Source organism: Pseudovibrio ascidiaceicola, assembly GCF_900114245.1.
GTDB lineage: Bacteria > Pseudomonadota > Alphaproteobacteria > Rhizobiales > Stappiaceae > Pseudovibrio > Pseudovibrio ascidiaceicola.
The window spans coordinates 106,047-131,553 of sequence record NZ_FOSK01000014.1; the positions used below are offsets into that span (position 1 = coordinate 106,047).

Annotated in this window: 21 protein-coding genes; 8 read left to right on the plus strand and 13 right to left on the minus strand. The window is 51.4% G+C overall.

All coding sequences use genetic code 11. The features are described from left to right. Positions 1-1,155: an alanine racemase gene (gene alr / locus BM231_RS22225; RefSeq protein WP_208860571.1), complete on the plus strand. Its 1,155-nt coding sequence runs from the start codon at positions 1-3 to the stop codon at positions 1,153-1,155. A 76-nt stretch (positions 1,156-1,231) separates the two neighbouring features. On the opposite strand, the gene ctlX is transcribed toward alr, so the two are convergent. Beyond that, positions 1,232-2,155: a citrulline utilization hydrolase CtlX gene (gene ctlX / locus BM231_RS22230; protein ID WP_093522983.1), complete on the minus strand. Its 924-nt coding sequence runs from the start codon at positions 2,153-2,155 to the stop codon at positions 1,232-1,234. Beyond that, positions 2,152-3,222: an ornithine cyclodeaminase gene (locus BM231_RS22235; RefSeq protein WP_093522985.1), complete on the minus strand. Its 1,071-nt coding sequence runs from the start codon at positions 3,220-3,222 to the stop codon at positions 2,152-2,154. The genes ctlX and BM231_RS22235 overlap by 4 nt, the downstream gene beginning before the upstream one ends. Before the next feature lie 148 nt (positions 3,223-3,370). Between BM231_RS22235 and BM231_RS22240 the strand changes: the two genes are divergently transcribed. Further along, positions 3,371-3,817, plus strand: a complete 447-nt coding sequence (locus BM231_RS22240; RefSeq protein WP_057465180.1) for an Lrp/AsnC family transcriptional regulator — start codon at positions 3,371-3,373, stop codon at positions 3,815-3,817. 10 nt (positions 3,818-3,827) lie between these two features. Here the strand turns inward: BM231_RS22240 and BM231_RS22245 are convergent, their stop codons facing one another. Beyond that, positions 3,828-4,709 carry a LysR family transcriptional regulator gene (locus BM231_RS22245; protein ID WP_093522987.1) on the minus strand — a complete coding sequence of 294 codons (882 nt, stop codon included), beginning with the start codon at positions 4,707-4,709 and terminating at the stop codon, positions 3,828-3,830. Positions 4,710-4,851: 142 nt separating this feature from the next. Here BM231_RS22245 and BM231_RS22250 point away from each other — a divergent pair, with 142 nt between their 5' ends. From BM231_RS22250 to speB, 4 genes are read left to right on the plus strand one after another with little or no spacing between them, the layout of a single operon-like run. After that, positions 4,852-5,874, plus strand: coding sequence for a TRAP transporter substrate-binding protein (locus BM231_RS22250; protein ID WP_093522989.1), 1,023 nt, complete (start codon positions 4,852-4,854; stop codon positions 5,872-5,874). 60 nt (positions 5,875-5,934) lie between these two features. After that, positions 5,935-6,540, plus strand: coding sequence for a TRAP transporter small permease (locus BM231_RS22255; RefSeq protein WP_063296878.1), 606 nt, complete (start codon positions 5,935-5,937; stop codon positions 6,538-6,540). Beyond that, complete coding sequence (locus tag BM231_RS22260; RefSeq protein ID WP_063311047.1) at positions 6,537-7,817, plus strand: TRAP transporter large permease; 1,281 nt, start codon at positions 6,537-6,539, stop codon at positions 7,815-7,817. Before BM231_RS22255 ends, BM231_RS22260 begins: the two co-directional genes overlap by 4 nt. Before the next feature lie 20 nt (positions 7,818-7,837). After that, positions 7,838-8,836 carry an agmatinase gene (speB, locus tag BM231_RS22265; RefSeq protein WP_093522991.1) on the plus strand — a complete coding sequence of 333 codons (999 nt, stop codon included), beginning with the start codon at positions 7,838-7,840 and terminating at the stop codon, positions 8,834-8,836. 102 nt (positions 8,837-8,938) lie between these two features. On the opposite strand, the gene BM231_RS22270 is transcribed toward speB, so the two are convergent. Beyond that, the gene (locus BM231_RS22270) at positions 8,939-11,500 is read right to left on the minus strand and encodes a GcvT family protein (RefSeq protein WP_093522993.1); all 2,562 of its coding nucleotides are present in this window, start codon (positions 11,498-11,500) and stop codon (positions 8,939-8,941) included. 69 nt (positions 11,501-11,569) lie between these two features. Continuing rightward, positions 11,570-12,427 (minus strand): formyltetrahydrofolate deformylase, encoded by an 858-nt coding sequence (gene purU, locus BM231_RS22275; RefSeq protein WP_093522995.1) that lies wholly within the window; start codon positions 12,425-12,427, stop codon positions 11,570-11,572. A 472-nt stretch (positions 12,428-12,899) separates the two neighbouring features. Here purU and BM231_RS22285 point away from each other — a divergent pair, with 472 nt between their 5' ends. After that, the gene (locus BM231_RS22285) at positions 12,900-13,937 is read left to right on the plus strand and encodes a GlxA family transcriptional regulator (protein ID WP_093522999.1); all 1,038 of its coding nucleotides are present in this window, start codon (positions 12,900-12,902) and stop codon (positions 13,935-13,937) included. Between the two features lie 68 nt (positions 13,938-14,005). Here BM231_RS22285 and BM231_RS22290 read toward each other — a convergent pair whose 3' ends face one another. The 7 genes from BM231_RS22290 to BM231_RS22320 all read right to left on the minus strand — a co-directional run bounded on the left by BM231_RS22290 (position 14,006) and on the right by BM231_RS22320 (position 23,975). After that, on the minus strand, positions 14,006-15,652 hold the full coding sequence (locus BM231_RS22290) for a BCCT family transporter (protein WP_208860572.1): 1,647 nt from the start codon (positions 15,650-15,652) through the stop codon (positions 14,006-14,008). 133 nt (positions 15,653-15,785) lie between these two features. Further along, positions 15,786-16,916, minus strand: coding sequence for an FAD-binding oxidoreductase (locus tag BM231_RS22295; protein ID WP_063311052.1), 1,131 nt, complete (start codon positions 16,914-16,916; stop codon positions 15,786-15,788). Next, positions 16,913-18,187 (minus strand): aromatic ring-hydroxylating oxygenase subunit alpha, encoded by a 1,275-nt coding sequence (locus BM231_RS22300; RefSeq protein WP_093523003.1) that lies wholly within the window; start codon positions 18,185-18,187, stop codon positions 16,913-16,915. The genes BM231_RS22295 and BM231_RS22300 overlap by 4 nt, the downstream gene beginning before the upstream one ends. Positions 18,188-18,900: 713 nt before the next feature. Then, positions 18,901-19,413 (minus strand): sarcosine oxidase subunit gamma, encoded by a 513-nt coding sequence (locus BM231_RS22305; RefSeq protein WP_093523005.1) that lies wholly within the window; start codon positions 19,411-19,413, stop codon positions 18,901-18,903. 13 nt (positions 19,414-19,426) lie between these two features. Continuing rightward, positions 19,427-22,429 carry a sarcosine oxidase subunit alpha gene (locus tag BM231_RS22310; protein ID WP_093523007.1) on the minus strand — a complete coding sequence of 1,001 codons (3,003 nt, stop codon included), beginning with the start codon at positions 22,427-22,429 and terminating at the stop codon, positions 19,427-19,429. After that, positions 22,410-22,727: a sarcosine oxidase subunit delta gene (locus tag BM231_RS22315; protein WP_093523009.1), complete on the minus strand. Its 318-nt coding sequence runs from the start codon at positions 22,725-22,727 to the stop codon at positions 22,410-22,412. The genes BM231_RS22310 and BM231_RS22315 overlap by 20 nt, the downstream gene beginning before the upstream one ends. A gap of 12 nt (positions 22,728-22,739) precedes the next feature. Then, positions 22,740-23,975 carry a sarcosine oxidase subunit beta family protein gene (locus tag BM231_RS22320; RefSeq protein WP_425287827.1) on the minus strand — a complete coding sequence of 412 codons (1,236 nt, stop codon included), beginning with the start codon at positions 23,973-23,975 and terminating at the stop codon, positions 22,740-22,742. Between the two features lie 116 nt (positions 23,976-24,091). Here BM231_RS22320 and BM231_RS22325 point away from each other — a divergent pair, with 116 nt between their 5' ends. Then, positions 24,092-25,087, plus strand: coding sequence for a GlxA family transcriptional regulator (locus BM231_RS22325; protein ID WP_093523013.1), 996 nt, complete (start codon positions 24,092-24,094; stop codon positions 25,085-25,087). Here the strand turns inward: BM231_RS22325 and BM231_RS22330 are convergent. Further along, positions 25,084-25,341 (minus strand): hypothetical protein, encoded by a 258-nt coding sequence (locus BM231_RS22330; RefSeq protein WP_093523015.1) that lies wholly within the window; start codon positions 25,339-25,341, stop codon positions 25,084-25,086. The two genes, BM231_RS22325 and BM231_RS22330, sit on opposite strands and share 4 nt — an antisense overlap. Positions 25,342-25,507: the final 166 nt, after the last annotated feature.

Consider the following 25,507-nt stretch of genomic DNA (forward strand, 5'->3'; position numbering starts at 1 on the left):
ATGGCAACACCAATGTATTCCTCTTGGTGCGAGATTTCGTGCACCCAAATTGAAGCGAATTTAAAGATTGCGCTCGGGCTCTTACCCGACAAAACCAAGTTTTGTGCAGTTGTTAAAGCGGATGCCTACGGACATGGTATTGCAAACGTAATGCCCATCATCCAACGCAACAATGTTCGTTATGTTGGCATCACGTCCAACGCAGAGGCACAGACTGTTCGTGATACGGGTTACAAAGGTGATTTGCTCCGGTTGCGGGCAACAACTCGTGATGAAGCAGAAGCTGCTTTGCCTCTTCAGGTCCAGGAGCAAGTGGGCAGTCTGGAGGGGGCATTGGAACTTGCGAGTGTCCGAAGAACCAACAGTGCACCTGCAAACTACCATCTCTCATTAAATGCAGGGGGAATGTCGCGGGATGGCTTGGAGCTTTCCTCCCCGAAGGGCAAAGAGGTTTGCAAGCGTATTGTAGATTTGCTGGGGCCGCACATCATTGGCGTGAGTACCCATTTTCCCTCAAATCTGCCTGAGGATCTTGAGACGAGCATCGCACGGTTTCATAAGGATGTGGATTGGGTGGTCGCCAACACCTCATTGCAACGTGAAAACTTGCTGGTGCATGCCGGTAGCACACTGACACTTGTCTCACCATGTAATCCTCACTCAGACATGATGCGCTGTGGAGCGGTGTTATACGGAATTGTAAAGTCAGAACTTGGCTTCAAAACCACCATGACATTAAAGGCAAGAGTCATAAGCCTTGGAGAGTTCCCCGCTGGCAGCACGATTGGTTATGACCGTGCGACGGTGCTGAATGAAGACAAGCGGCTTGCGACAGTATCATTAGGATACGCCAATGGATATCTGCGGCGCTTTGCTGGGCTAAGCAGCGTCCTCATTCAGGGCAGAAAACAGCCGGTTCTGGGGAAAATTTCCATGAACACCATCGTCGTGGATGTCACAGATCTGACTGGCGTTGCATTGGGAGAGGAAGTGGTCTTGTTTGGTCGCCAGCAATCCGCTGAAATCACAACCCAAATGGCGGAGGCGTCCTCTGGAACTATCATGGCTGATCTCTATACAGATTGGGGGCAACGCAATCCGCGCGTCGTAAAACACACTCAGGACGTCCCGAAGAAAGAAACGTTGCTCATCTGACTTCAGATAATCTCTACAAATGATGTAAATACGCCCGCCGGAGCTTCTCTGGCGGGCGTATCTCGTTTCGCTGGAATTAGCTGCGCGGTGACAGGTGAAGACCTGCAATTGTGCAGCGTACAGAACCGCCAGCCAGTTCAAGTGTTGGGATAGCAAGCGGCACCAGGGTCGCGGATGCAGAGATCCTGTCGCGTTGCTCTTCAGTCAGAATATCGTAGGCAGTTTGCGAAAGTGCGAGTAGGGGGCCAGCCTTGCCCATCAGCTCAATTGCATTCCCGGCAAAACCTGAGATCTGAGCATTACTCAGCTCAATCACGTCACGACCTGTCGCCTCAAGGCGTGCCACAACTTCTGACCGTCGCGCCGTATCCGTGATCATATCCGTACCGATCAGTGCAAAGTTGGTCCCAACGCACATCAGCACGTTGGTGTGGTAGATCGACGTGCCTTTGTCATCTTCAGCAGCGAACACCATTGGCTCAAAGTTGAAGTGCGTGCAAAAACGCTCCAGTGCAATTGGATTGGTTCTGTCGCTTTCCACCGCATAGGCAACACGATCAATGTGATCGAGCACCATTGCGCCAGTTCCTTCAAGATAAAGCCCATCCTGCTCAAGGCCGGAATAGTCGATGACATCCTGAACACGATAGTCGGACTTCAGCATTTCAAGAATGTCGTGACGACGCTCCAAACGACGGTTTTCCGCTTTCATCGGGAAAATCGCAACGTGCCCACCAGCATGCGTAGAGAACCAGTTATTTGGGAACACACAATCGGGAAGGCCCGGGGTATCACCCTCAAAAACATGAACACGAACGCCATGAGATTCAAGCTGCTCCACCATTGCAGTATGCTCATCATACGCTTGTTTGGCATGCTTTGAATCTGTTGTGACCTCAGCCTGAAACGCGTTGTCAGCTGCAGTCTCAGCATTCACTGAAAAGTGGTGCGGGCGAACCATGACGACGGCGCCGGGCGCCTGAACGGATGTGCGGTTCATGCAGCGTCTCCGTTTTCCGGTTCTGCACGCATCACCATGCCAAACAGGTCACGTGGATCATCAGGATCAGCCAGCATATCCAGGTCATGGTACAAACCAGTACCTTTAAGCTGATCACGCACGTAGCGAAGTGCGGAGAAGTCCTCAGTTGCAAAGCCTACACCGTCAAACAAGGTGATCTGACGCTCGTCTTTGCGGCCCTCAGCCTGACCCGTAATAACTTTCCAGATCTCAGTGACAGGGAAATCTTCAGGCATCTGCTGAATTTCGCCTTCAATGCGTGTCTGAGGCGGATACTCAACGAAGACATCAGAGCGGGTCAGAATGCCACTGGCAAGTTCTGTCTTGCCGGGGCAATCGCCACCAATCGCGTTGATATGTACGCCAGTGCCAACCATATTGTCGGAAAGCACGGTGGCATTCTGTTTGTCTGCAGTACAAGTTGTGATGATCTGCGCGCCCAAAGCTGCTTCTTCTGCGCTTTTACAGGCCTGCAGGGTCAGTCCGCGACCCTCCAGATTACGCATGAGTTTCTCTGTTGCTTTAGGATCTACATCATAAAGCCGCAGCGTGTTGATCCCGCAGATTTCCTTCATTGCCAGAGCTTGGAATTCTGACTGAGCCCCATTGCCGATCATCGCCATGGTATGGGCGCCTTTAGGGGCAAGATACTTTGCCACCACTGCAGAGGTCGCCGCTGTACGCAGGGCAGTCAGCACGGTCATTTCAGTCACAAGGACCGGATAACCGGTATAAACATCTGCCAGAAGACCAAATGCAGTAACGGTCTGCAGGCCTTCTTTTGTGTTCTTTGGGTGTCCGTTGACGTACTTGAAGCCGTATGTCTCACCATCGGAGGTTGGCATCAGCTCAATCACACCTTCTTTGGAGTGAGAAGCCACCCGGGGTGTCTTATCAAACAACTCCCACCGGCGAAAATCTTCTTCCACATAGTAGGCGATGCCAGAGAGCATGGTCTCAATGCCAATGCGATGGACCAGCTTCATCATATTGTCGACACTGACAAATGGAACAAACGCGAGTTCTGACGGGGCAGGGGCTGACATGAGCTTTCCTCAAGTAATTACAGTTTCCCTAGTATTAACTGTACAAATTGCAAAAAACATATCAATCTTGCTAAGTATGAGAGATAGTTTTTGACAGATTGCTAGGCAAATTTTATATTATTGCTAAATTTATTGGTTGAGAGCACTTATGAAGCAAAACCATACAGCGAAACATATTTATGATGAACTCGACAGGCAATTAATCAGCCTTCTGCGTTTGGATGGCCGTGCTCCAGTCTCCAAACTCTCACAGATTATGGGCGTCTCACGCGCAACTGTACAAACACGCATGGACCGCCTGCTGGAAACAGGGGCTCTGCTTGGTTTTACGGCACGAGTGCGAGAAGATTATGACAGCGGCGAAATCAGAGCTGTCATGATGATCGAAGTGATGGGACGAAACACCACCCAGGTCATCCGCAAACTGCGCGGTCTGCCTGAGCTGCAAGTCCTCCACACCACAAGCGGCAAATGGGATCTAGTCACAGATATCCGCGTCGAAAACCTCTCAGAATTCGACCGCGTCCTGCGCGAAGTCCGCCTCATCGAAGGCGTCATGAACAGCGAAACAAGCATCCTGCTATCCAGCGTTTGACCTCTAACGCCTACAATCCATGCAGCAATGCCTTGATGAACCACTCAACAGCCTGTCTGTGTGCTTGGGACTTGCGGGACGCGATGTAAAACTCTGATGTCCATGTCAGGTCAGGATGTTCCAGAAGGCGCATTTCTCCTGTTTTGACCCATTGGGTGGCATAATGATCGGGTAAGACGCCGAGAAACTTGCCGCTCAAGATGAGAGCTGCCGCCGCTTCCATGTTCGTAACAATTGCTTTGGGCTCTGGGGCTTTGGCATCCCGCGCTACAATCATGTCGTAAGAGCGCTGACACACAGCGTGATTATTCAGGATATCCGGCGAGATTTCATCGGTGTCACAGGCAAACAGCTCATGCGCTTTGCCGCAATACATATAGTGATTTTCACTGCAGACCTTGATGTACTCAAGCTCATCGCGTTTTCGTTTAAACGGCGCAATCGCGATGTGCAGACTTCCCGTTATCAAGCCTTCCTTCAAGTCGTTTGGAGAAGCAACAACCAGCTCCAGATTGACGTCGTTCTCCTTTGAGAAAAACCGCTGCAAGGCGGGGACAAGCGGAAATCCCGGAAGGCTGATGACCGTGTCGACAATGCCAATGCGCAGCTGTCCGGTGATCGTGCCGCGCAACTCAAGCAATTCGGCATCAAAGTCTTCTACAAGGCGGATGATTTCGCAGGCCTTCTCATAGGCAATCTTACCGCGCTCCGTGAGCTGGAAGCCACTGCGACCACGTTCACAGACGCGATAACCAAGAGCAAGTTCAAGATCCCGAATACGGCAGCTGATCGCGGATTGAGATATGCCCAGCCTGAACTGCGCCTCCGAAAAACCACCACATTCCACGACAGCACAAAATGCTTCGAGCAGATTGTTTCGGAGAAGTTTCATCTAATGATCTTCCTGTTCTCAGCTAATTTAATTACATTGATATATTTCATGTAAACATAACTTATTTGATATTTTTTCTAGGTTCAACATCTAGTGTGCTAGCAGCGAGGAAGATTGGGAACCAGTTCTGTGGGAGGATGAAATGAACTCAATTCTTAAATCGCTAAAGACACTAACAGCTGCAATGGTTCTGGGCACAGTCCCGCTGAGCGCTTATGCAGAAGACTGGAAATTCGCCATCGAGGAAATTCCAGGCTCCATCATGGATGCCTATGCGCAGGAGTTTAAGAAGCGCATCGAAACCAAGACCGATGGAGACGTGACCATCACGATCTACCCGATGGGAACGCTTGGCACGCCAACTGATACGGTAGAACAGGCCACGGACGGTCTCATTCAGTTCACCAACGTATCCATAGGCAATCTGGGCACTATCGTCCCGGAAAGTCAGATTTTCCTGTTGCCATATCTCTTTCCATCTGATGCCAAAGCAGTCTCGAACATTCTGAGCAATTCCGAGACCATTTATGGTGATCTGAACCAGGATTTCCGCAAGCGCGGTCTGGAAGTCCTGACCATGTATTCAGAAGGACCTCAGGTCTGGACCACCAACAAAGAAATTCGCAATCCAGACGACTTCTCGAACTTCAAAATGCGCGTCATGGTCTCTCCGATCCTGCTGGAGACCTACAAGAATATGGGTGCAAGCCCAACGCCGCTGCCATTTGGTGAGGTCTTTGGCGCTCTGCAGCTTGGAGCAGTAGACGGTCAGGTAAACCCGGTTCCTACCATCGAAGAGATGAAGTTCTATGAGGTTACAGATTACCTGATCTGGGCTGGTGAACAGGAACTCGTCACCACCGTTGTTGCCGGTACGGATTGGTTCGAAACGCTCTCTCCAGACCGTCAGAAGCTTGTGAGAGAAACTATGGCTGGAATGTCGGGTTTCATTGACGGCGTGGTCTCTGATTTCAACCAGAAACGTCTCGACACCATTAAGTCAAACAAGCCTGAGATCAATCTGGTGGTCCTTTCAGAGGAAGAACGCAATGTCTTCCGCGCTCGCAGTGAAGCAACGGCCAGTGCCTATGTAGACGCTGCCGGATCTCGCGGCGAAGAGCTGTTGAAGACCCTGAAAACTGAGATTGCATCAACTCACCAATAATAGGAAGCCCCACATCTCATCTCTGAAGGTGGGGTGTGGGTACACTGGAGGAGGGTAAAGATGGAACCCCGTTCTGTCCCCTTTAAGCTCCTCGGGAAAGTTGACGGTGTGATTAGCAAGATTGAGGTCTTCATCCTCAGTTGGGGCGTTATCGCCATGGCCGTCAACACCATCGCAAATGTGTTCGGGCGCTACGTCTTTCACCAGTCGATCTATTTCTCCGAAGAGCTCAATGAGTTTCTGATCGTCATCATCACCTTCATGGGGCTGGGTTACGCCACGCGAAAGGGCATCCATATCCGCATGTCGGCCATCTATGATGCTCTGCCTCAGAAGCTTCGTAAGATCCTGATGATTTTGATCACCATAACAACTGCAGCCATGATGGCGACGCTGACCTGGTATGCCGTTGAATATGTAGCGAAAGTTGCCAGCCGGGGCCGGGTCACGCCTGCACTGCAGGTGCCGCTTTATCTGACTTACATCTGGGTGGTTATCGGGTTGGGCTTAGCAACCCTCCAATATCTCTTAACAGCTCTGAGAAACCTCAATCTGTCGGAAGAGGAAATCTACGTCTCCTATCTGGAGGTCGACAGCTATGAGGATCCGGAAACGGCCGCCGCAGTCGCGCGCTTCGTTGAGAAGGAAGAGGAGACCGCAAAATGACAGAGCTCATGCTAACGGTCATGGTCGTTCTGCTGCTGTTCGGATTCCCGATGAAAATGCCGTTGATCTCGGCAGCCTTTATCGGGTTCCTGATCTACTTCCCAAACTTTAGTCCGCAGATACTGGTCCAGCAGATGATAGGTGGGGTCAAACCCTCTGCCTTGGTCGCAGTCCCAATGTTCATCCTTGCCGCTGATATCATTACACGCGGTCATTCTGCCGATCGCCTGATTGATGTGGTGATGCGCTTTATGGGGCACATCAAGGGCGGATTGGCCATCTCGGTGACCAGTGCCTGCGCGCTTTTCGGAGCAGTCTGTGGCTCCACGCAGGCAACCGTCGTTGCGGTTGGCGGCGCGATGCGGCCACGTATGCTGAAATCTGGCTACTCAGACAGTTTCACCATTGGGTTGATCGTCAACGCCGCTGATCTGGCTTATCTCATCCCGCCATCAATCGGTATGATCATCTATGGCGTTGTGTCCGGCACGTCGATCTCACAGCTATTCATCGCTGGCATCGTCCCAGGTCTCATCATCGTGGCGTTCTTCTCTGCCTATTGCATGTGGCATGCGTATAGACACGATATCCCAGTGCTGGAAAGATCTGGCTGGGGAGAGCGGTTTGATGCGGTAAGGCGTGCGCTCTGGCCCATGGGTTTTCCGCTGATCATCGTTGGCGGAATTTATGGTGGTGTCTTTTCTCCAACAGAAGCCGCTGCCATCTGTGTGCTGTACGCCGTTGTTCTGGAAGCTTTGATCTTCAGATCCATCCGCCTTCGCGATCTGCCGGATATCGCTTTGTCGACGGGGGCCATCACGTCCGTGGTGTTCATCCTGATCGCAGCGGGCGCGGCCTTCTCCTGGACGCTATCCTTCGCACAAGTGCCTCAGACAATCATCAGTTCGCTCGGGCTCAATGAGGCTGGACCGATAATGACGCTGACGGCGATCATTCTGGCCTTCTTCATCGGCTGTATGTTTGTCGACTCTATCGTAGTGATTTTGATTTTAGTGCCAATCTTTGCGCCACTGATCAAATCGACCGGTCTTGATCCGGTGCTGGTTGGAGTGCTCATCACACTGCAGGTTGCCATTGGTGCCGCCACACCGCCATTCGGGTGCAATCTGTTCACGGCAATTGCTGTTTTCCGCCGACCATTTGTGGATGTCGTCCGCGGAGTTCCCCCATTCTTGTTGATCTTGCTGCTGACAACAGGGCTTGTGATGGCATTCCCACAAATTGCGTTGTTCTTGCCAGAACTCGCCTACAGATAATGAAATAATGGAGAAGAAATATGTCTGATCACGGCTATAAATCCGGGCGTCTCAACCTGCCATTTGTTGGAATTTCGACTTTCGGAAAAAAAGAATATGTGTCCGATTGGGATCAAATTGATGCGGATGTAGCAGTTCTGGGCGCACCGTTTGACTTTGGCGCACAATGGCGCTCAGGCGCACGTTTTGGACCACGTTCTGTGCGTGAAGCGTCCACGCTGTTTTCATTCGGCCATGCTGGTGCGTACGATCATGAAGACGATGCAACTTATCTGAGCAGCGATGTCCGTATCGTTGATATTGGGGACGCGGACATTATCCACACCAAGACCATTGAGAGCCATGCGAACATCGAGTTTGGGGTCAAGAAAATCCTTGATGCTGGTGCGCTTCCTGTGGTGATCGGCGGCGACCATTCCATCAATATCCCATGCATCCGAGCCTTTGAGGAAGACTGTGCTGAAAAAGGCCCGATCCATGTCATTCAGATCGACGCACACCTTGATTTCGTTGATGAACGCCATGGCGTGACAGAGGGGCATGGCAATCCTATGCGCCGTGCGATTGAAAAAGACTACGTCTCAGGAATGACCCAGCTGGGTATTCGCAATGTATCCTCCACGGCTAAGGAAGGGTATGACGATGCCCGCGCAAGAGGCTCTGACATTCTGTCGGTCCGTCAGGTGAGGGAGCTGGGAGCTGAAGCTGTGCTGGAACGCATTCCGGCAGGCGCACGTTACTATGTGACCGTTGATATCGATGCGTTCTGCCCATCTATTGCATCAGGCACAGGCACCCCTAGTCATGGTGGCTTCCAATATTATGACGTTCTCGAAATTCTGCAGGGCCTCAGCAAACGCGGAGACGTAGTTGGCATGGACCTCGTAGAAGTAGCCCCAGCTTATGACCCATCTGAATCCACGCAAATTCTTGCAGCTCAGCTCCTCTTGAATTTCATCGGCTTCATCTTTCACAACAAGAAAGCCGCAGTAAGCGCACCAGAAGCTGAACACGCTTAAATAAACGACGTCGATCCAGACGCTGAGTACACTGTGCAAGAATAAAAATTGGCCCCGGACCTTAATCAGGTCCGGGGCCATTGCTTGTCTACTTAACAAGCTCTAACTGCGTGGCTTCAGGTTCTCAGGATCGTAAAGCGGCGCATATCCCACTCCGGCGACTTCAACCGGATAGATTTCATCGAAGTAGGAAACCTCCAGCTTTTTCCCTTCCTCACAGTACTCCTGCGGCAGATAGGCGAGGGCGATATTTTTCCCGATGCTCGGGCCGTAGGCGATGGACGTTGTGTAAGACCGCCGTCCCAGTTCATCCATGAGCGTCTCGCCTGTGTCCGGATGCATAATAGGCAGGTTGCCAACGGGGTACCGCGCAACGCCGTCTTTATCAGTATTGTCGGTCATCACCAGTGTACACAACATGGCAGGCTGAGCCTCACGGGCGCGGTACTCCACGTGCTTGTCTTTACCGCGAAAGTCTGCGGCCTTCACCTTTGGCCGGGAGAGATCGGCTTCAAAAAGGTTGTACTGTGTGTGCAAGTCCGCATTTTGCAAGCGTAATGACTTCTCCAATCGCCGTGAGTTTGCATAGGTCTCGACACCCACCGCAATCACGCCGATCTCGCGCAAAGCATCCCAGACAGCCAAACCGTCTTCATAGCGCATATGCAGCTCCCACCCTTGCTCACCCACATAAGAGATGCGGAAGGCAGAGACGGTTTTGCCAGCAATAGTGATCTCGCGAATAGCTGCAAACGGGAAGTTTTCTGCTGTAAGAGCGTCAGGGTCCTCAACGACTTTCTGTAGGTTTTCACGAGCGTTTGGCCCCCAGATACCAATGGTCGTGTAATCCTCACTCACATCTGTGATGGAGACATTCCAGCCATTATCATCTGCAACACGCTGCATATAGACAAGATCACGCGGTCCAGCATCTGCTCCATTCACCAGTCGGCACCGGTCTTCCATACGAAACACCGTGAAATCAGCACGCACATGGCCATCATCATCCAGCATGTGCGTGTAAATGCCTTTGCCGATATTCTTGTCACCGCCGATTTTTGCGGCACACAGCCACTCCATCAGCGCAACGTGATCCGGACCGGAAATGTCAGTCATGTGGAAATGAGAGAGATTAATGATGCCGCAATCCTCACTCATCTCCAGATGCTCAGCATTGGAAACACGCCAGAAATGGCGGCTGTCCCATTCGTTCTCACGCTCAGGAACACGGTTGCCATGCTTGTTCAGCAAGTGCTCATTGGCAGCATAACCGTGAGCACGTTCCCAGCCCCCAAGTTCCATGAAGTAACCGCCCAGCTCAACCTCCCGCTCATAAAACGGTGAGCGTCGGATACCACGGGCATTGGCGAAAGGTTCACGAGGATGGACCGGCGGATTATAGATCTTCTTCGCAGTCTCCCAGCACCGATCATGGATGTATTGCTCTTTCAGCTGGAACTCGTTGAAACGAGAGAAGTCCACCGAGTTGTGATCCACATGGGTCTTGCCATAAGTCATCCAGTCCGCAATGAGCTTGCCCATGCCGGGGCCGTCTTTGATCCAGATGCCAACCGCATACCAAAGCCCGCGCAGCTTCCGACTTTCTCCCATGGAGGGACCGCCATCAACTGAGGCTTGCAAAAGCCCGTTGAAGGAATGGCTTTCATTGAACCCGAGCTCAGCCAGAACCGGCGTCAGTTCCATCGCCTTTTCCAGCGGCTCAATCACATCCTCAAGCACCAGATCTCGCTGGGAGGGAGACAAACGGGCCTGGTCTTTTTCTAAAATGTCACGCGGATGCACGAGACGTGGGTTTTCCTCGTAATAGTAGCCCCATTCAATCTGACCACCTTCAGTGCTCTTCGGGTCACCTGTATCACGCATATAGGCAGAGTTGCCCTGATCCCGCAGCAAAGGCATACCGATCTCAGCGCCAGTGCCTTCAAACTCGTTGTAAGGACCGAAGAAGGTGAGGGGATGGTCCACTGGCATGACAGGCAAATCCTCGCCTGCCATCTCCGCAATGAGACGTCCCCAAAGACCAGCGCACACAACAACATGATCTGCATGGATGGTCCCGCGCTCTGTCTTCACGCCCGTGATACGGCCATTATCTGTGATGAGCTCCAACGCCGACGTGTTGGCAAAGATCCTGAGCTTACCGGTTGCCTCACCCTGATCAATGAGCTTGCCCGCAACAGTTTGCGAGCGCGGAACGACAAGGCCAGCATCAGGATCCCATAAGGCACCCTGGATTTGATCTTCCTCCAAAAGTGGAAACTTCTCTTTGGCTTCAGCGGCACTGATGATGTTGACATTGGTGCCAAAGGCTTTGCTTGAATCCACCCGGCGCTTGAGCTCGGCCATGCGCTCATCATCACCCACACGCGCAACTTCCAATCCGCCGATGCGGGCGTAGTGACCCATTTTCTCATAAAAATCCATCGAGTACATGGTGGTCCAGCACGTCAGAAGATCATGGCTGGTGGCATAACAAAAATCCGAGGCGTGAGCCGTTGACCCGATATCTGTCGGAATGCCGGACTTATCGATACCAACAATATCGTCCCAGCCATTTTCAATGAGATGATGAATGACGGAAGCTCCAACAATGCCGCCTGCGCCAACAATCACAACTTTCGCTTTGTTAGGGAATGCGGACATGTTTTCGATCCTTTACTTCTATGAATTCTCGGTACGTTGGCAGAGCAGTGTTGGCGTTGTGAGCTGGCCTTAGGAGGTAAAGACCACCGTGCTGTTGTTGTTGAGCATGACACGGCCTTCCAGATGGTATTTGACAGCCCGCGCAAGCACGCGAGATTCAATATCCCGGCCAGCTGCTACAAAATCTTCGGCAGTCATGCCATGCGTCACCCGTTCAGTTTCCTGCTCAATGATCGGTCCTTCATCCAGATCCGGCGTCACATAGTGAGCCGTCGCACCTATCAGTTTTACTCCGCGATCATGGGCCTGATGATAGGGCTTTGCCCCTTTAAAGCTTGGCAGGAACGAATGGTGGATGTTGATGATCATGCCAAAGAACTTGCTGGACATCTCATCGGTCAGCACCTGCATATAACGTGCAAGGATAACCAGCTCCGCATTCGTTTTTTCAATGAGATCACTCAGCTTGGCTTCCTGCTCAAGCTTGCTCGCCTTAGTGATAGGCCAGTGATAAAACGGGATACCTTCGTGCTCCGCAACGCCTTGGCTATCCGCGTGGTTGGACACGATGGCAACAACATCAGCATCAAGCCAGCCCACTTTGATCTGGTAAAGCAGATGCAGCAGCGCATGGTCAAATCTGGAGACCATGATGATGACCTTGGGACGACGTGAGAAATCTTCCACTTTCAGCCGCATTTTGAATCGGTCAACGGCAGGCGACAGGGCCAGTTCAAGAGCTGCTTTGTCGATGTGCTCCGGCACACGCACGGCAACCCGCAGGAAGAACTGGTTTGTCTTGCGATCACAAAACTGGTTCGCTTCGACAATATTTGCACCACGCGCGGCCAGGGCTGACGTCACTGTCGAGACGATACCTGGTTGATCCACACAGGTGAAGCGGAGGATGAAAGTTGTATCACTCACTGAAACAGGTCTCTCCCAATCAAAATGCCAAATGAAACAAAGTGTTTTGCTCAACTCTTTGCATTGTCCTACCAACAATTTGGAGAGGTTTTACGTTCAGAAATAGGAGATATGCGTCAGATCGGGATGACCCCTACGACATTTATATCAGTGTCTTTGAGAGCATCACGTCTGATCAACTTTTATGCGAGTGCAAATGGAATACGTAGCCAAGCCGACTCAAATTAAGTATAAATACGGCATGGGCTTAAGCTTGGTTGCTAATGCCCATAAAGCCAGTCTGCTGAAACCACTAAGGAGACTGGGTACGATGAAGACACCCGAGCAATTTGCTAGTCAGCATGGTCAGACCAACTGGAAAAGTATGCCACTGAAAACACGTTGAAACTGGCCGGAATTGGATAGGCTCAGATCGAAATAGCAATGCAGTGATTGCAGTGTTTCGCTCTGAATTTGAAGAGAAGCATCTTGTATGACACAGGCACTATCGCACCCGACCAACGCTTCGCGAACTTCAGGTTCCAAGCCAGAAAAGACCCGTCTCTCTGTTGGCTTCATTCTGGCCAAACGCTTCACGCTTTGCGCCTTTGCCAACTTCGTTGATGTCCTGCGTCTCGCGGCAGATGAAGGGGATCGCAGTCGTCCGATCCTGTGCAACTGGACGGTCCTGTCAGACACGATGGACCCAATCCCGTCAAGCAGCGGTGTCTCTGTTCATCCCAAAGAGCGATTAGGAGATCCGCGACGTTTCAACTACATCGTCGTTGTTGGCGGTCTCATTGATGAAAGCACGGATTTTAGCCCGGCCTATCAAAATTTCCTGAAAGAAGCCGCTGCTGCCGGAATCCCACTTATCGGTGTCTGTACCGGTGCTTTCTTGCTTCATCGCTCTGGCTTGCTGGATGGTTACAAAAGCTGTGTCAGTTGGTTCAGTCATTCTGACTTTAAAGAACAGTTTGACGGACTTGATCCGGTCACCGATCAGATCTTCGTGGTGGATAGAGATCGCTTAACCTGCGCAGGGGGGGTGAGTTCCGCCCATCTGGCAGCCTATCTGGTTGATAAGCATGTTGGCCGCGCCCATGCCAACAAAAGCCTGCACATCATGATCATTGATGATGCACATCAGGCTGAAAAACCACAACCCGGAATCCCGCTTGATCTGAAAACCCAAAACCCGATCGTCCAGCGCGCGCTGCACATCATGCAGCAAAACATCGATACACCGATCTCCATTCAGGAAATCGCTCAGCGTATGGGCAAGAGCAAGCGCCAGATAGAGCGGTACTTCCGACTGTCTTTGGAAACGTCACCACAAGTTGCGTTTCTCAACATTCGCCTGGATCTGGCGCGCCACCTGATCGAGAAAAGCCAGAAGTCTGTCGCGCAAATAGCGGTTGATTGTGGGTTCTGTGACTCGTCCCATCTCAGCAGAATGTTCCGCCGCCGCTATGGCTGCACACCTCAGGTCCTGCGTCGTCTTCCAGTGACAGAAGAGCAAGTTGCCTAAGAAAAATGCCGCCGCAACGAGAGCGCTGCGACGGCATCTATGATTTAGAGGTAGCTTAGTCAGCCAACTTAGCGAGGTTCGCTCGCAAGTCCTCTCCAAATAGCAACGCACATGATGAGCAAGACGATTGTGAACGGCAATCCCGTGGAAATCACCATGGATTGCAGAGACTTCAACCCGCCTGCAGAAAGCAGCAGCACGATTGCGATCAGTCCTTCAAACAGACACCAAAACACACGCTGAGGAACTGGAGCATCCACTTTGCCGCCAGCCGCGATCGTATCAATCACCAGAGAACCGGAATCGGAGGAGGTGACGAAGAACACGATCACAAGCATGATACCGACAAAGCTTGTGATTGTTGCCCACGGCATCGCATCAAGCATTGTGAACAGCTGCACCGGCAGAGCAGCTTGCTGAACAGCGGTGTAACCGTCATTGACGATCTGGCTGATCGCAGCGCCGCCAAAGATGGACATCCAAAGCACGCAAACCAAAGAAGGGATGAGCAGAACACTGACCAGGAACTCACGAACAGTACGTCCACGGCTCACACGCGCGATGAACATGCCCACGAATGGTGACCAGGAAATCCACCAAGCCCAATAGAACGAGGTCCAACCCTGCATGAAGTTGACGTCTTCACGACCAACTGGGCTGGAAAGAGCAGGCAGATACTGCAAATAAGCGCCAAGATAGTTGAGAGCATCTGGCAACAACACAAGGCCCGGACCAGCAATAACAACGAACAGCACCAGCAAAGCGGCCAGTCCCATGTTGATCTCAGAAAGCAGCTTCACACCGGCTTCCAGACCACGCACAACAGATACAAGCGCAATTGCGGTAATCGCAGCAATCAGAATGACCTGCCACGTGCTGTCAATTGGCATGCCGAACAGTTTGTTGAATCCAGAGTTCGCCTGAACAGCACCAAGACCAAGAGAGGTTGCAAGACCAAACAAGGTTGCAAAAACGGCGAGAATATCAATGATATGACCCGGCCAACCCCAGACGCGCTCACCAAAAATCGGATAAAAGGCAGAACGAATTGTGAGTGGCAAACCTCTGTTGTAGCTGAAGAACGCAAGGCTCAATCCAACAACAGCATAGATCGCCCATGGGTGCAGACCCCAGTGGAAGATCGACGCAGCCATACCCAGACGGATCGCTTCTTCCTGTGTCGCGGCAGCACCAAGCGGCGCCCAGTCTGTACGCACGCCATCAGCGCCTACGGTCGTACCACCCAGAGAGGATGCGAAGTGGCTGATCGGTTCAGAAACGCCGTAGAACATCAACCCGATGCCCATTCCGGCAGCAAAAAGCATGGAGAACCAGCTTACGTAGCTGAAATCTGGCGTGGCTTCCTTCCCGCCCAGGCGCACCTTGCCATAAGGGCTGACCACGATAACGAGGCAGAGGATCACGAAGATGTCGGCAGCGCCAATGAAGAACCAGTCAAAGCTTTTCGTGACAGTTGAAAAGAGTAGGCTGAAAACAGAGTTTGCCTGATCCGGCAAAAATAGGGTGTAGGCGACAAATCCAACGACAGCTAAAGCTGAGATAGCAAAAACCGGGTTGTGAATGTCAAAACCAATTGGTCCGAATTTTCCTTCAATATTGTCTTGGCCAAGACTGTAATCTGAGTCTGCCAATTCGTCCGATGGACTATCTAAAGTATCCGCCGGAGGCCGGTCGGAACTACGTAAATCAGTCATGAAGCTTCTCCTGTGTTGGACCGTTTATTTTGTGGTCAGGAGAGATCCTTGGGCTGGACCCTTCTTATCGTTCTTATTGATTTAGATACACTTTTTTCTTGTCATTAAGCAATGGATGGGGGAGTGCCAAACACTAAAGGTCCACTTCAATGTCTGACATAGGTGTTGTGCAGCAAATCAGGATTTTACCCTGATCTATCTCTCGTTTTCGAATGCCGCCGCCATGTTGCATGTCGGTTTCACCCGAAACGAGTTGAGATTTACATGTTCCGCAAATACCGCGTTGACACGATGCCATGGGCAGAATGCCAGCTTCACGGGCTGCAGAAAGGATTGTCATGCCCGGTCCACACTCAACCACATGTCCGGTCTTGGTGAAGGTGACGCGATAGGTCTGGTCACTGATTTCCGGTGCAGCAATCTGGTCCTCAAAGGTACCAGCTGTCTCAGCGCCAAAGTCGAAGCTTTCTTCATGGTAATTTGCCATGTCAAAGCCTGATTCCTGCAGCATGTTTTGCACGCCTTCCATGAAACGGGCAGGGCCGCAACATAGGATCTTTCTGTCCTTAAAGTCCGGCGACATGAGAGACAGCATCTGAAGGCTCAAACGCCCTTCAAACCCGCTCCAGCTGTTATATCCAGACGTGGTGCTGCAAGTAAAAGAGAGCTTGAAAGCGGGGTTTTGTGCGGCCAGCAACTCCAGTTCATGTCTAAAGATGATATCTGCAGGTGTGCGTGCAGCATGAATGAAATGCAGATCTGTTGGCTCGGCAAGATCACAGGCCGTGCGGGTCATCGACATCATGGGCGTAATGCCACTGCCTGCTGAAATGAAGAGCAGTTTTTCTTCCTGCGTAGCATCAGTGGTGAACTCACCAGCCGGGCCGGTCACATTCACTTCCTTGCCAGGCAGCATGTTGTCCAAAAGCCAGTTAGAGCCAGGACCGCCCGGGACCCGTTTGACAGTGATCTCAACACGATAGGGCCGCGCAGCAGAAGCAGAAATCGTATAACTGCGCATGATCATGCCTTCGACAGGAAGCTCGAAGGTCATGTGCTGGCCGGGATAGAACCTGAAAACCCGAGGCTCACGTGCAGAAAACAGGAACGTCTTTACATCATGTGTTTCCTGTCGCACTTGTCGGCAGACCAGAACATCATCCACCTCCGGATCCCACATGGGGATCCGGGTCGCTTCGGTGAAGTGTTCTTCCTCGTAGTCAGTGACAGTCTTCAGGTCATCAAAAGTTACGTTCTGAGTCATGCGTCCGCCATTTCAACATCACCGGCAGGCATATGCGCTTTGTGGCGTTCAATATACCACTCACAAAGTGCTTCCACATGAGGTTCAGTGTATTCCGAGTATGGACCTTGCTCATAAGCAGGGTCTTCACTGCCAAGCTGTGCCAGACGCACCAGATCCGCATCCTGCTGGTTGGTCATCATCCAAACCTGCTTCAGATTATCGAGGTTATAATCCTCTCCCTCAATCGCATCCTTGTGCACCAACCAGGTGGTCCGCACCAGCGTACGATCCGGCGACAACGGGAAAGCAGCAAAGGTCACGATGTGATCACTCATGAAATGGTGCCATGAGTTAGGATTATGCCAGAAGCTCAAACCACCAAGCTTGGCGTCCTTGAAGTTCCCAAGCAGCTTCTTACAGGCGATCTTGGTGTCCAGAGTGTGGGACTCGCCTTCGCCCATCAAAGGCAGGCGAATACACCGGAAACTGGTGGCATTGGCCAGCTTGTCCACTTCAGCTGATGGCAAGCCTGCAGCCTCCCAGCGCTTGTGCTCGCTCTCCAACAAGGACAGGTACTTGTTAACGTCCGCAGTTCGCCGCTCATCCATTTCATCGGGTGAAAAGCCAAAACCAAATTCGGAAAGTGGAACGGTAAGCTGCGGATGAGTACCTTCGCAGTGATAACACTCGCGGTTGTTCTCAAGCGTCAGCTTCCAGTTACCTTCCTCAACCAGATCAGCCGTGTAGGCCACCTTACAGTTGGCGATATCATGAGGCGCAATATACGTCTCCATAATCTGCGCCATCTCTTCGATATCTTCTGGCGGGTTTTCCGCAAGGCAAATGAAGATGAGACCTGCAATTGAGCGCACATGAACGGTCTTCAGACCATGGCAGGTCTTATCGAAGTCCTTGCCCATATGCTCGGCTAGAATGAGTTCACCATCCTCATTGTAGGTCCACCCATGATACCGGCAAACAATGTTGCCGATTGTGGCCTCAGGCTCATCAATGAGCTTAGCACCACGATGTCGGCAGATATTGTGAAAGCCGCGGATATACATGTCATCACCGCGCAACAGCAGGACAGATGTCTTTCCGATTTCAACAGTAATGCAATCGCCCGGTTCCGGAAGCTGAGGTTCAACAGCGACGAAAATCCAGTGTTTGCGAAAGAAAACTTCCATGTCCAGATCAAGAATGTCGGGAGCACTATAGAAGGGGGCGTTGAGGCTTTTGCCCTTTTCGCGGTGAGCTATAAGATCTTGAATGTAAGACGGAACGCTCATGTTCAGATACCTCGGCTTAAAATGATGCCTGGGAAGATGACCGGTGCAGGTTGCTGAGATGATCAGGTGTCAGACCTGATCGTGAAGAACAAGGTGATAGAACGTCAATCATCTCTGTATGAGTTGAAGTTGAATTGTCACTATTATTAAGTGGCTTAGAATGATTTGTTAAAGTGAATTCAGAAAATGCCAAAGAGGCATGATTGGAATTCAGCCACACACTATCAAAACGGTTGGAATGAACTGAAGACGGCTCAGCACAGTCGAGCCAAGAGTTCGTCGATTTGTGGCAAGGCTTGTATTTTGCACAAGCATTGGAAAATACTGACTGATACACTTTAAGCCTCCCTCTTATAGTGTGACAGTGCTCTAAATTTTTACAGACGGTCTCGTTGCGTCAAGCCCGCGAAAATCCAGAGTAATCAGGAAATCTAGTTCGAATTAATCTCATGGTGGCAGGAAGTTTGAGGCACATTGGCAGTAAAAATGCGACGCCATTGCGATGCACACGCTGTGACTTGAAGATGACCTCAACCACACGGTGAAATACACCAGCCCAAGTCAACGTTTCAGAGGAGTTTTCGCCTGAAAACATCTTCGCCGCCTAACCTCCGCGTAAGGTGACAGCGCACAAATGCGGGATAAAAAATGACGATGATCGAAGCATTGCGTCATTGACCAAGATTGGTGTTTTGAATGAAAAAAATGCGGCCCTAAAGGCCGCATTCAAACTCCGCAACAGCGACTGTCAACAGCCCCATCACATGGGGCACAAACGATCGCCAGACATCCAGTCGAAACTGGTTATTGTCTTCCCGTGTCAGGATCACTTGCACACTATCAAAAATGGTCCGCACTCCACGACCACTCTTCAACACAGCAAGGTCTCGTGGACAGGACGTCGTGAGCAACTCCTCAGCTTCAGGTCCTGAAATCCTGATGCTGACTTCCCGACTGGAAATATCCGTCAGACTATGAACTGCATCTGGATAGATCGCTGCAAAAGATCTTTCGATAGCTGACCGCTCTTCCATCAGGCAGGTCAACATCCACTCATCCGGCCCCAATTTGAGCACGGACCGGTTTCCGGATTGAGCGGTCTCACTGATGGATGAGGGCAGCTCAAATCCGAGTGCTTTTGACATAGCAACGGTGTTTTCACGCTTACAACGCAAACTAAAACGGCCCATTTGCGGCAGAGTTTCAACTGTACTATTGAAAGCCATTTGTGCCACTCCCTTACATCTTAATCCGGTCACCATCAGGGTCGTAAAACACGGTCCCGCTGATGGTTGCACGATGGGTTTGACCTGGCATTGGAACATCTATTGAGGTGCTATTCCGCTCGAAACCGCCTTCAATCAAGGCCATAGCAATGGAACGCCCCAATGCTTCACTCCAGTAGGAAGACGTCACATGTCCCAACATCTTAGCGGGAATAGCTGTATCGCCTGTCTCAACAATCTGCGCGCCTTCCTCCAGCACAACACTCGGATCTTCCGTCAAAAGACCAACCAGTTGCTTTCGGTTCGGCAACAGCATGTCAGGACGCGTCAAAGACCGCTTGCCAACAAAGTCAGGCTTCTTCTTGCCAATGGCCCAGGTCAGTCCGGCATCTGCTGGCGTGACAGTACCATCGGTGTCTTGCCCAACAATGATAAAGCCTTTTTCTGCCCGTAAAACATGCATGGTTTCAGTGCCATAGACACACATGTCATACTTTTTGCCTTCCTGATAAAGGATCTCCCAAAGCGCTCGCCCATGCTCAGATGGAACGTTCACTTCAAAACCCAGCTCACCAGTAAAGCTCACACGGAACAATCGCGCCTCAAAACTACCCACAGAGCACTCACGCAGCGCCATATGCGGGAAGGCTTCAGCAGAAAGGTCAGCACCTTTCACGAATGGTTCCAATACCTTGCGAGCATTCGGTCCATTCAGCGCAATAGTGGACCATTGCTCCGTCGTAGACGTGAGCCACACATCCAGATCCGGCCATTCAGTCTGCAGGAAGTGCTCCATCATGGTCAAAACCCGAGCAGCACCGCCAGTCGTGGTCGTCACATGGAAGCGATCTTCACTGATACGCCCGATAACACCATCATCACGAATGAAACCATCTTCACCAAGCAGCAAACCATAGCGACAACGACCCGCAGCCAGTTTGGTCCATGGATTGGTGTACATCCGGTTCATAAACTCAGCGGCATCCGGTCCAACCACTTCGATCTTACCGAGAGTAGAGGCATCAAACATACCAACAGAAGCGCGGGTTTCTCTGCATTCCCGAGCCACAGCCGCGTGCATATCTTCGCCAGCCTTTGGGTAATACCAGGCACGTCGCCACAAGGAGACAGGCTCAAATACAGCACCGTTCTCTTCCGCCCAACTATCAATGTTGGTCTTGCGCGTTACCTCAAACAACTCGTCTTTATGATAGCCAGCAAACGTTCCGAACGTGGTCGGTGTATAAGGTGGACGGAATGTGGTCAGGCCAACCTTGGGAGTAGGGCGCCCAAGCTCGTCAGCAGCGATCTTCAGGCCATTCATGTTTGACATCTTGCCCTGATCGGTCGCCATGCCATTGGTTGTAAAGCGCTTTACATGTTCAATGGAGAGCATACCTTCACGCACTGCAAGACGAATATCTTTTGCAGTGACATCATTTTGAAAGTCTACAAAAGCCCGACGTGCCAGCTTGTCATTGTTGCTTGGTAGCTCTTCCATAACAACACCAGAGCCAGCGCGATCCCCATCAACATCAACTGACAGAGCCTGCGCACTTTGCCCCAGCGAGGTCAACGCTTGCTGAGCTGCATGCACACCATCGTCAAAGGCGGCCTGTTGGCTCCATAACCCACGCCCGCCACCAGCTATGTGGCAACGTTCAGTTCTCTCTCCGGGCAAGAAGACTTCGTTCTCTTCGTCCCAATGCAAACTGCCTTTGGTATGAGAGAAAAGGTGAAGCGACGGCGTCCATCCACCACTCATCAAAACGGCATCGCAAGGGATAGAAGAGATGTCTGCAACCTGCTGATCGCCAGAGATCCTGCCGATTTTCACACCAGAAACCCGTTTTGTGCCACTGACTGACGTTACACTGTGACCCACTTTGGCGGTGATCCCGCGTTTTTGAGCTTCTGACTGCAGATATTCATTCACAGTGGCGCGAACATCAACAATCGCTGGGATTTTGACACCTGCATCAGCAAGATCAAAGGCGGCATACCATGCTGAATCGTGAGAGGTAACCACAACAGCAGCATTGCCAACCTTTACGCCATAGCGATTGAGATAGGTCTGCGTTGCACCGGCCATCATCACGCCGGGGCGATCATTGCCATCAAACACCAGTGGGCGTTCCAACGCACCTTGAGCAAGAATGACCTCTTGGGCACGAATACGCCACATCCGTTCTCGTGGAGCATTCGCAGGCGGATGTGCCATATGATCTGTGAGCTTCTCCGCAACGCCCACCATGTTCTCATGGTAGTAGCCAATTGCGGTTGCGCGGGTCATGACGCGCACGTTGTCACGAGCTTCAAGCTCAGTAATAACTTCTGCAAGCCAGCTCTCGGTATTATTCCCATCAATGGCGGATGGAGCCTCAGAGAGCAAAGAGCCGCCGAGCTCTCGGTTCTCATCTACGAGGACCACTTCAGTTCCATTGCGAGCTGCAGTTAAAGCAGCTGCAAGCCCAGCTGGCCCAGCACCAACAATGAGCAGCTCTGTATGCAGATAGCGCGATGCATAGGTGTCAGCATCCGGTTCTGTTGGGGAAACACCCAGTCCTGCAGAAGCGCGGATAACTGGTTCATAAACCTTGTCCCAGAAGCTCTTAGGCCACATGAAGGTCTTATAATAAAAACCAGCAGCAAACAGCTTATGCAACTTATCGTTGACCGCACCTACGTCGAATTTCAGGCTCGGCCATTTGTTTTGACTGACAGTGGTCAGCCCTTCGTAAAGCTCCTGAACGGTAGCACGCGTGTTTGGCTCAAAACGGCCTGTGCCAGAGCGAGACGTTCCAATCAACGCGTTGGGTTCTTCTGACCCAGCTGTCACAGGACCGCGGGGACGATGGTATTTAAATGAGCGCCCCATCAGATGAACGCCATTGGCAAGCAGGGCAGAAGCGACCGTATCGCCTTCATATCCTTGATAAGAAACGCCATCAAAAGTGAAGCGAACACGCTTGTCTCGATTGATGCGGCCTTTGCCGTCAACTCTCCAGTTGTTCATTGTTCTCTTCACCTTCTGCGTGGCTAGTCGGGCAGGCCTGTCCAATCTCATAGGTGGCGATGAATTTATCGCTCACAGTGTTCCGCAGAGCGTTGAAATAACGCCCGCACCCGTGTGAGTGTCGCCATTGCTCAGCATGATCACCGCGTACATTGGAGCGAATGAACAGATAGTCGCGCCATTCAGCATCTGTTTGCTCAGCTGGGTTATCCGGGCGTGCAATATGTGCTTGACCGGCATATTCAAATTCCAGCTCAGGCAACTTTTCCTTGCAATAAGGACAGTGAATTAAAAGCATCAGGCTGTCTCCTTAGTGCGCCACGGCAGCAGCAGCTGCTTCGTCAATCAAGCGACCTGTTTCAAAACGCGAGAGCGTGAACGGGGCATTGATAGGATGAGGTTCATCTTGTGCAATTGTGTGCGCAAAAACATGCGCAGAGCCCGGCGTCGCTTTGAAGCCGCCTGTACCCCAACCACAATTGAGGTAGAGGCCTTGTACTGGGGTCTTGCCCAGAATTGGTGAGCGGTCAGGCGTCACATCAACCACTCCGCCCCACTTGCGCAGCATGCGCATACGGCGGAAAATGGGGAACACTTCGCAAATGGCTGCCAGTGTATGCTCAATCAGCGGCAACCCACCGCGTTGAGAATAAGAAACGTATTGATCTGTCCCAGAACCAATCACCAGCTCGCCCTTGTCTGACTGACTGATGTACGCGTGCACACTGTTGGACATCACCACTTGAGGAAAGATTGGTTTGACAGGTTCAGAGACAAGTGCCTGAAGAGGGTAACTTTCCAGGGGCAAGCGCACACCGGCAGTATCCATCACTACAGACGTTCCGCCAGCTGCAGAGACTGCGATCTTCTTAGCCTTGACAAAACCGCGTGCAGTTTGAAGGCCTGTAACAGATCCGTCTGGTCCTCGTTCGATTGATAGAACCGGACAGTTCTGAATAATATCAACGCCTCGTGCAGCAGCAGCGCGTGCATAACCCCACGCTACCGCGTCATGTCGAGCTGTACCACCACGTTGCTGAAATGCGGCTCCCATCACAGGATAACGAGCATTGGCCGCGATATTGAGGGGCGGACACTTTTCTTTGGCCTGTTCAGGCGTGAGCCAGACATTATCAACGCCGTTCAAACGATTGGAGTGAATATGGCGTTTGAAGCTCTGCACATCATGAACATTGTGCGCCAACATCATCACACCGCGCTGCGAGAACATGACGTTGTAATTTAGGTCCTGACTAAGTCCATCCCATAGGTCTACGGCATGGTCATAAAGGCGCGCACTTTCATCATAAAGGTAGTTCGAGCGAATGATGGTCGTGTTCCGGCCAGTGTTGCCACCACCAAGCCACCCCTTGTCAATCACCGCCACATTGGTGATGCCATGTTCTTTTGCCAGATAGTAGGCGGCCCCAAGGCCATGCCCACCGGCACCCACGATGATGACGTCGTATTCGCTTTTCAGCTCAGCGTCAGGCCATTGCGGCTCAACGTTTTTATAGCCTGTGAGCGCTCCTTTCAGGAGCGTCATTGCGGAAAATTTTGACAAGGCTACCTCCTTGGAATTCAAGAGAGTTTGCCCACTATGTAAAATTGTGTATGGTACCCTTGCGAATATTATGAGGTATTTTTGCGCAGGAGACATAGGTGGAGAACTTAACACGGACCAATCGGCAATCTCGTCCTGCGCTCAATGTTGGCTTCATTCTGGCCAACCGGTTCACATTGTCTGCCTTCGCCAGCTTCATTGATGTACTGCGCCTTTCTGCCGATGAAGGAGACAGCAGCAGACCAATCCTATGCAGTTGGAGTGTCATTGCACCTGATATGGAACCCATCCGAGCCAGTTGTGGTGTCCGCATCCATCCCGATACCAACTTGATCGACCCAGCTCATTTTGATTACCTGGTGGTTGTTGGAGGTTTGATCGACCACATTGAGCACCTTGATCGACGCTATGTTGAGTATTTGAAATCCGCTGTAGCGAATGATGTCCCATTGATAGGCCTGTGTACTGGCAGCTTTATCTTGCATCGTGCCGGATTGATGAACGGTTATAAATGTTGTGTGAGCTGGTTTCACCGGACGGATTTCCTGGAGCAATTTGACGGTCTGGAGCCAGTCTCTGATCGTATCTTCGTGGTGGACCGTGATCGTATTTCCTGTTCAGGGGGGACCAGTGCGGTGCATGTCGCAGCTCATCTGGTAGAGCGTCATGTCGGCCTGCGGCAAGCGCGCAAAAGCTTGCATATTCTCATGGTGGATGAAGCTCAGGACGATAGCAAAGCCCAGCCGTTTCTGCCTACATCGCTCAAAGCAAAAGATAATTTGGTTCAAAGAGCAGTGCTGATGATGCAGCAGGAAACTGAGAACCTGCGCAGTATTGAACAGCTCTGCAAGATGTTAGGTGTTGGGCGGCGCAGTCTTGAAATGAAGTTTAAGGCTGACCTTGGCAAATCCCCAGCCGAAGCGCTCAGTCATATACGAGTAGAAGAAGCCAAGCGCTTACTGGGAGAAACAGAGGCAACCATCACAGATGTTGCCATCCGCTCCGGCTTTTTTGATGCATCCCACTTTAACAAAGTCTTCCAGAAACACACAGGTCTGACCGCAAGTGCATATCGTAATTCCTTAACCGCTTAAGAAGGCTTCTTCTTGAGCAACGAACCAACAAAGCCAAACAAACCAGCCCAGACCACTGCCGACAGCACTGTGAGGCTAATGCGCAGTAGGCTGGACATTTCTCCAAGAGGTACATCCAACAGCCAACTGGCCGAAATAAAAGGGAACAGAAGAATATTCGCAAGTACTGGTGAAACTTGAAGGCCGATGAAAAACCCCAGAGGAACAGCAATCAGTCCGAATGTAGCCCCAAAAATGATGAAGATGTAAGTCATGGCCTCAATGAAGTATGCAGTTTGAACCTATCTCCAAGTTTTGTCAGCTCCACGTTTCTCTGTAAACAAGAAATCAACAAAAGTGCCTCCATCCTGCCTGTTAAATCCTTCGATACGTTGTTGTGATTAAACTTCGATCAAATCCAGGGGCGCATAAATAATAACC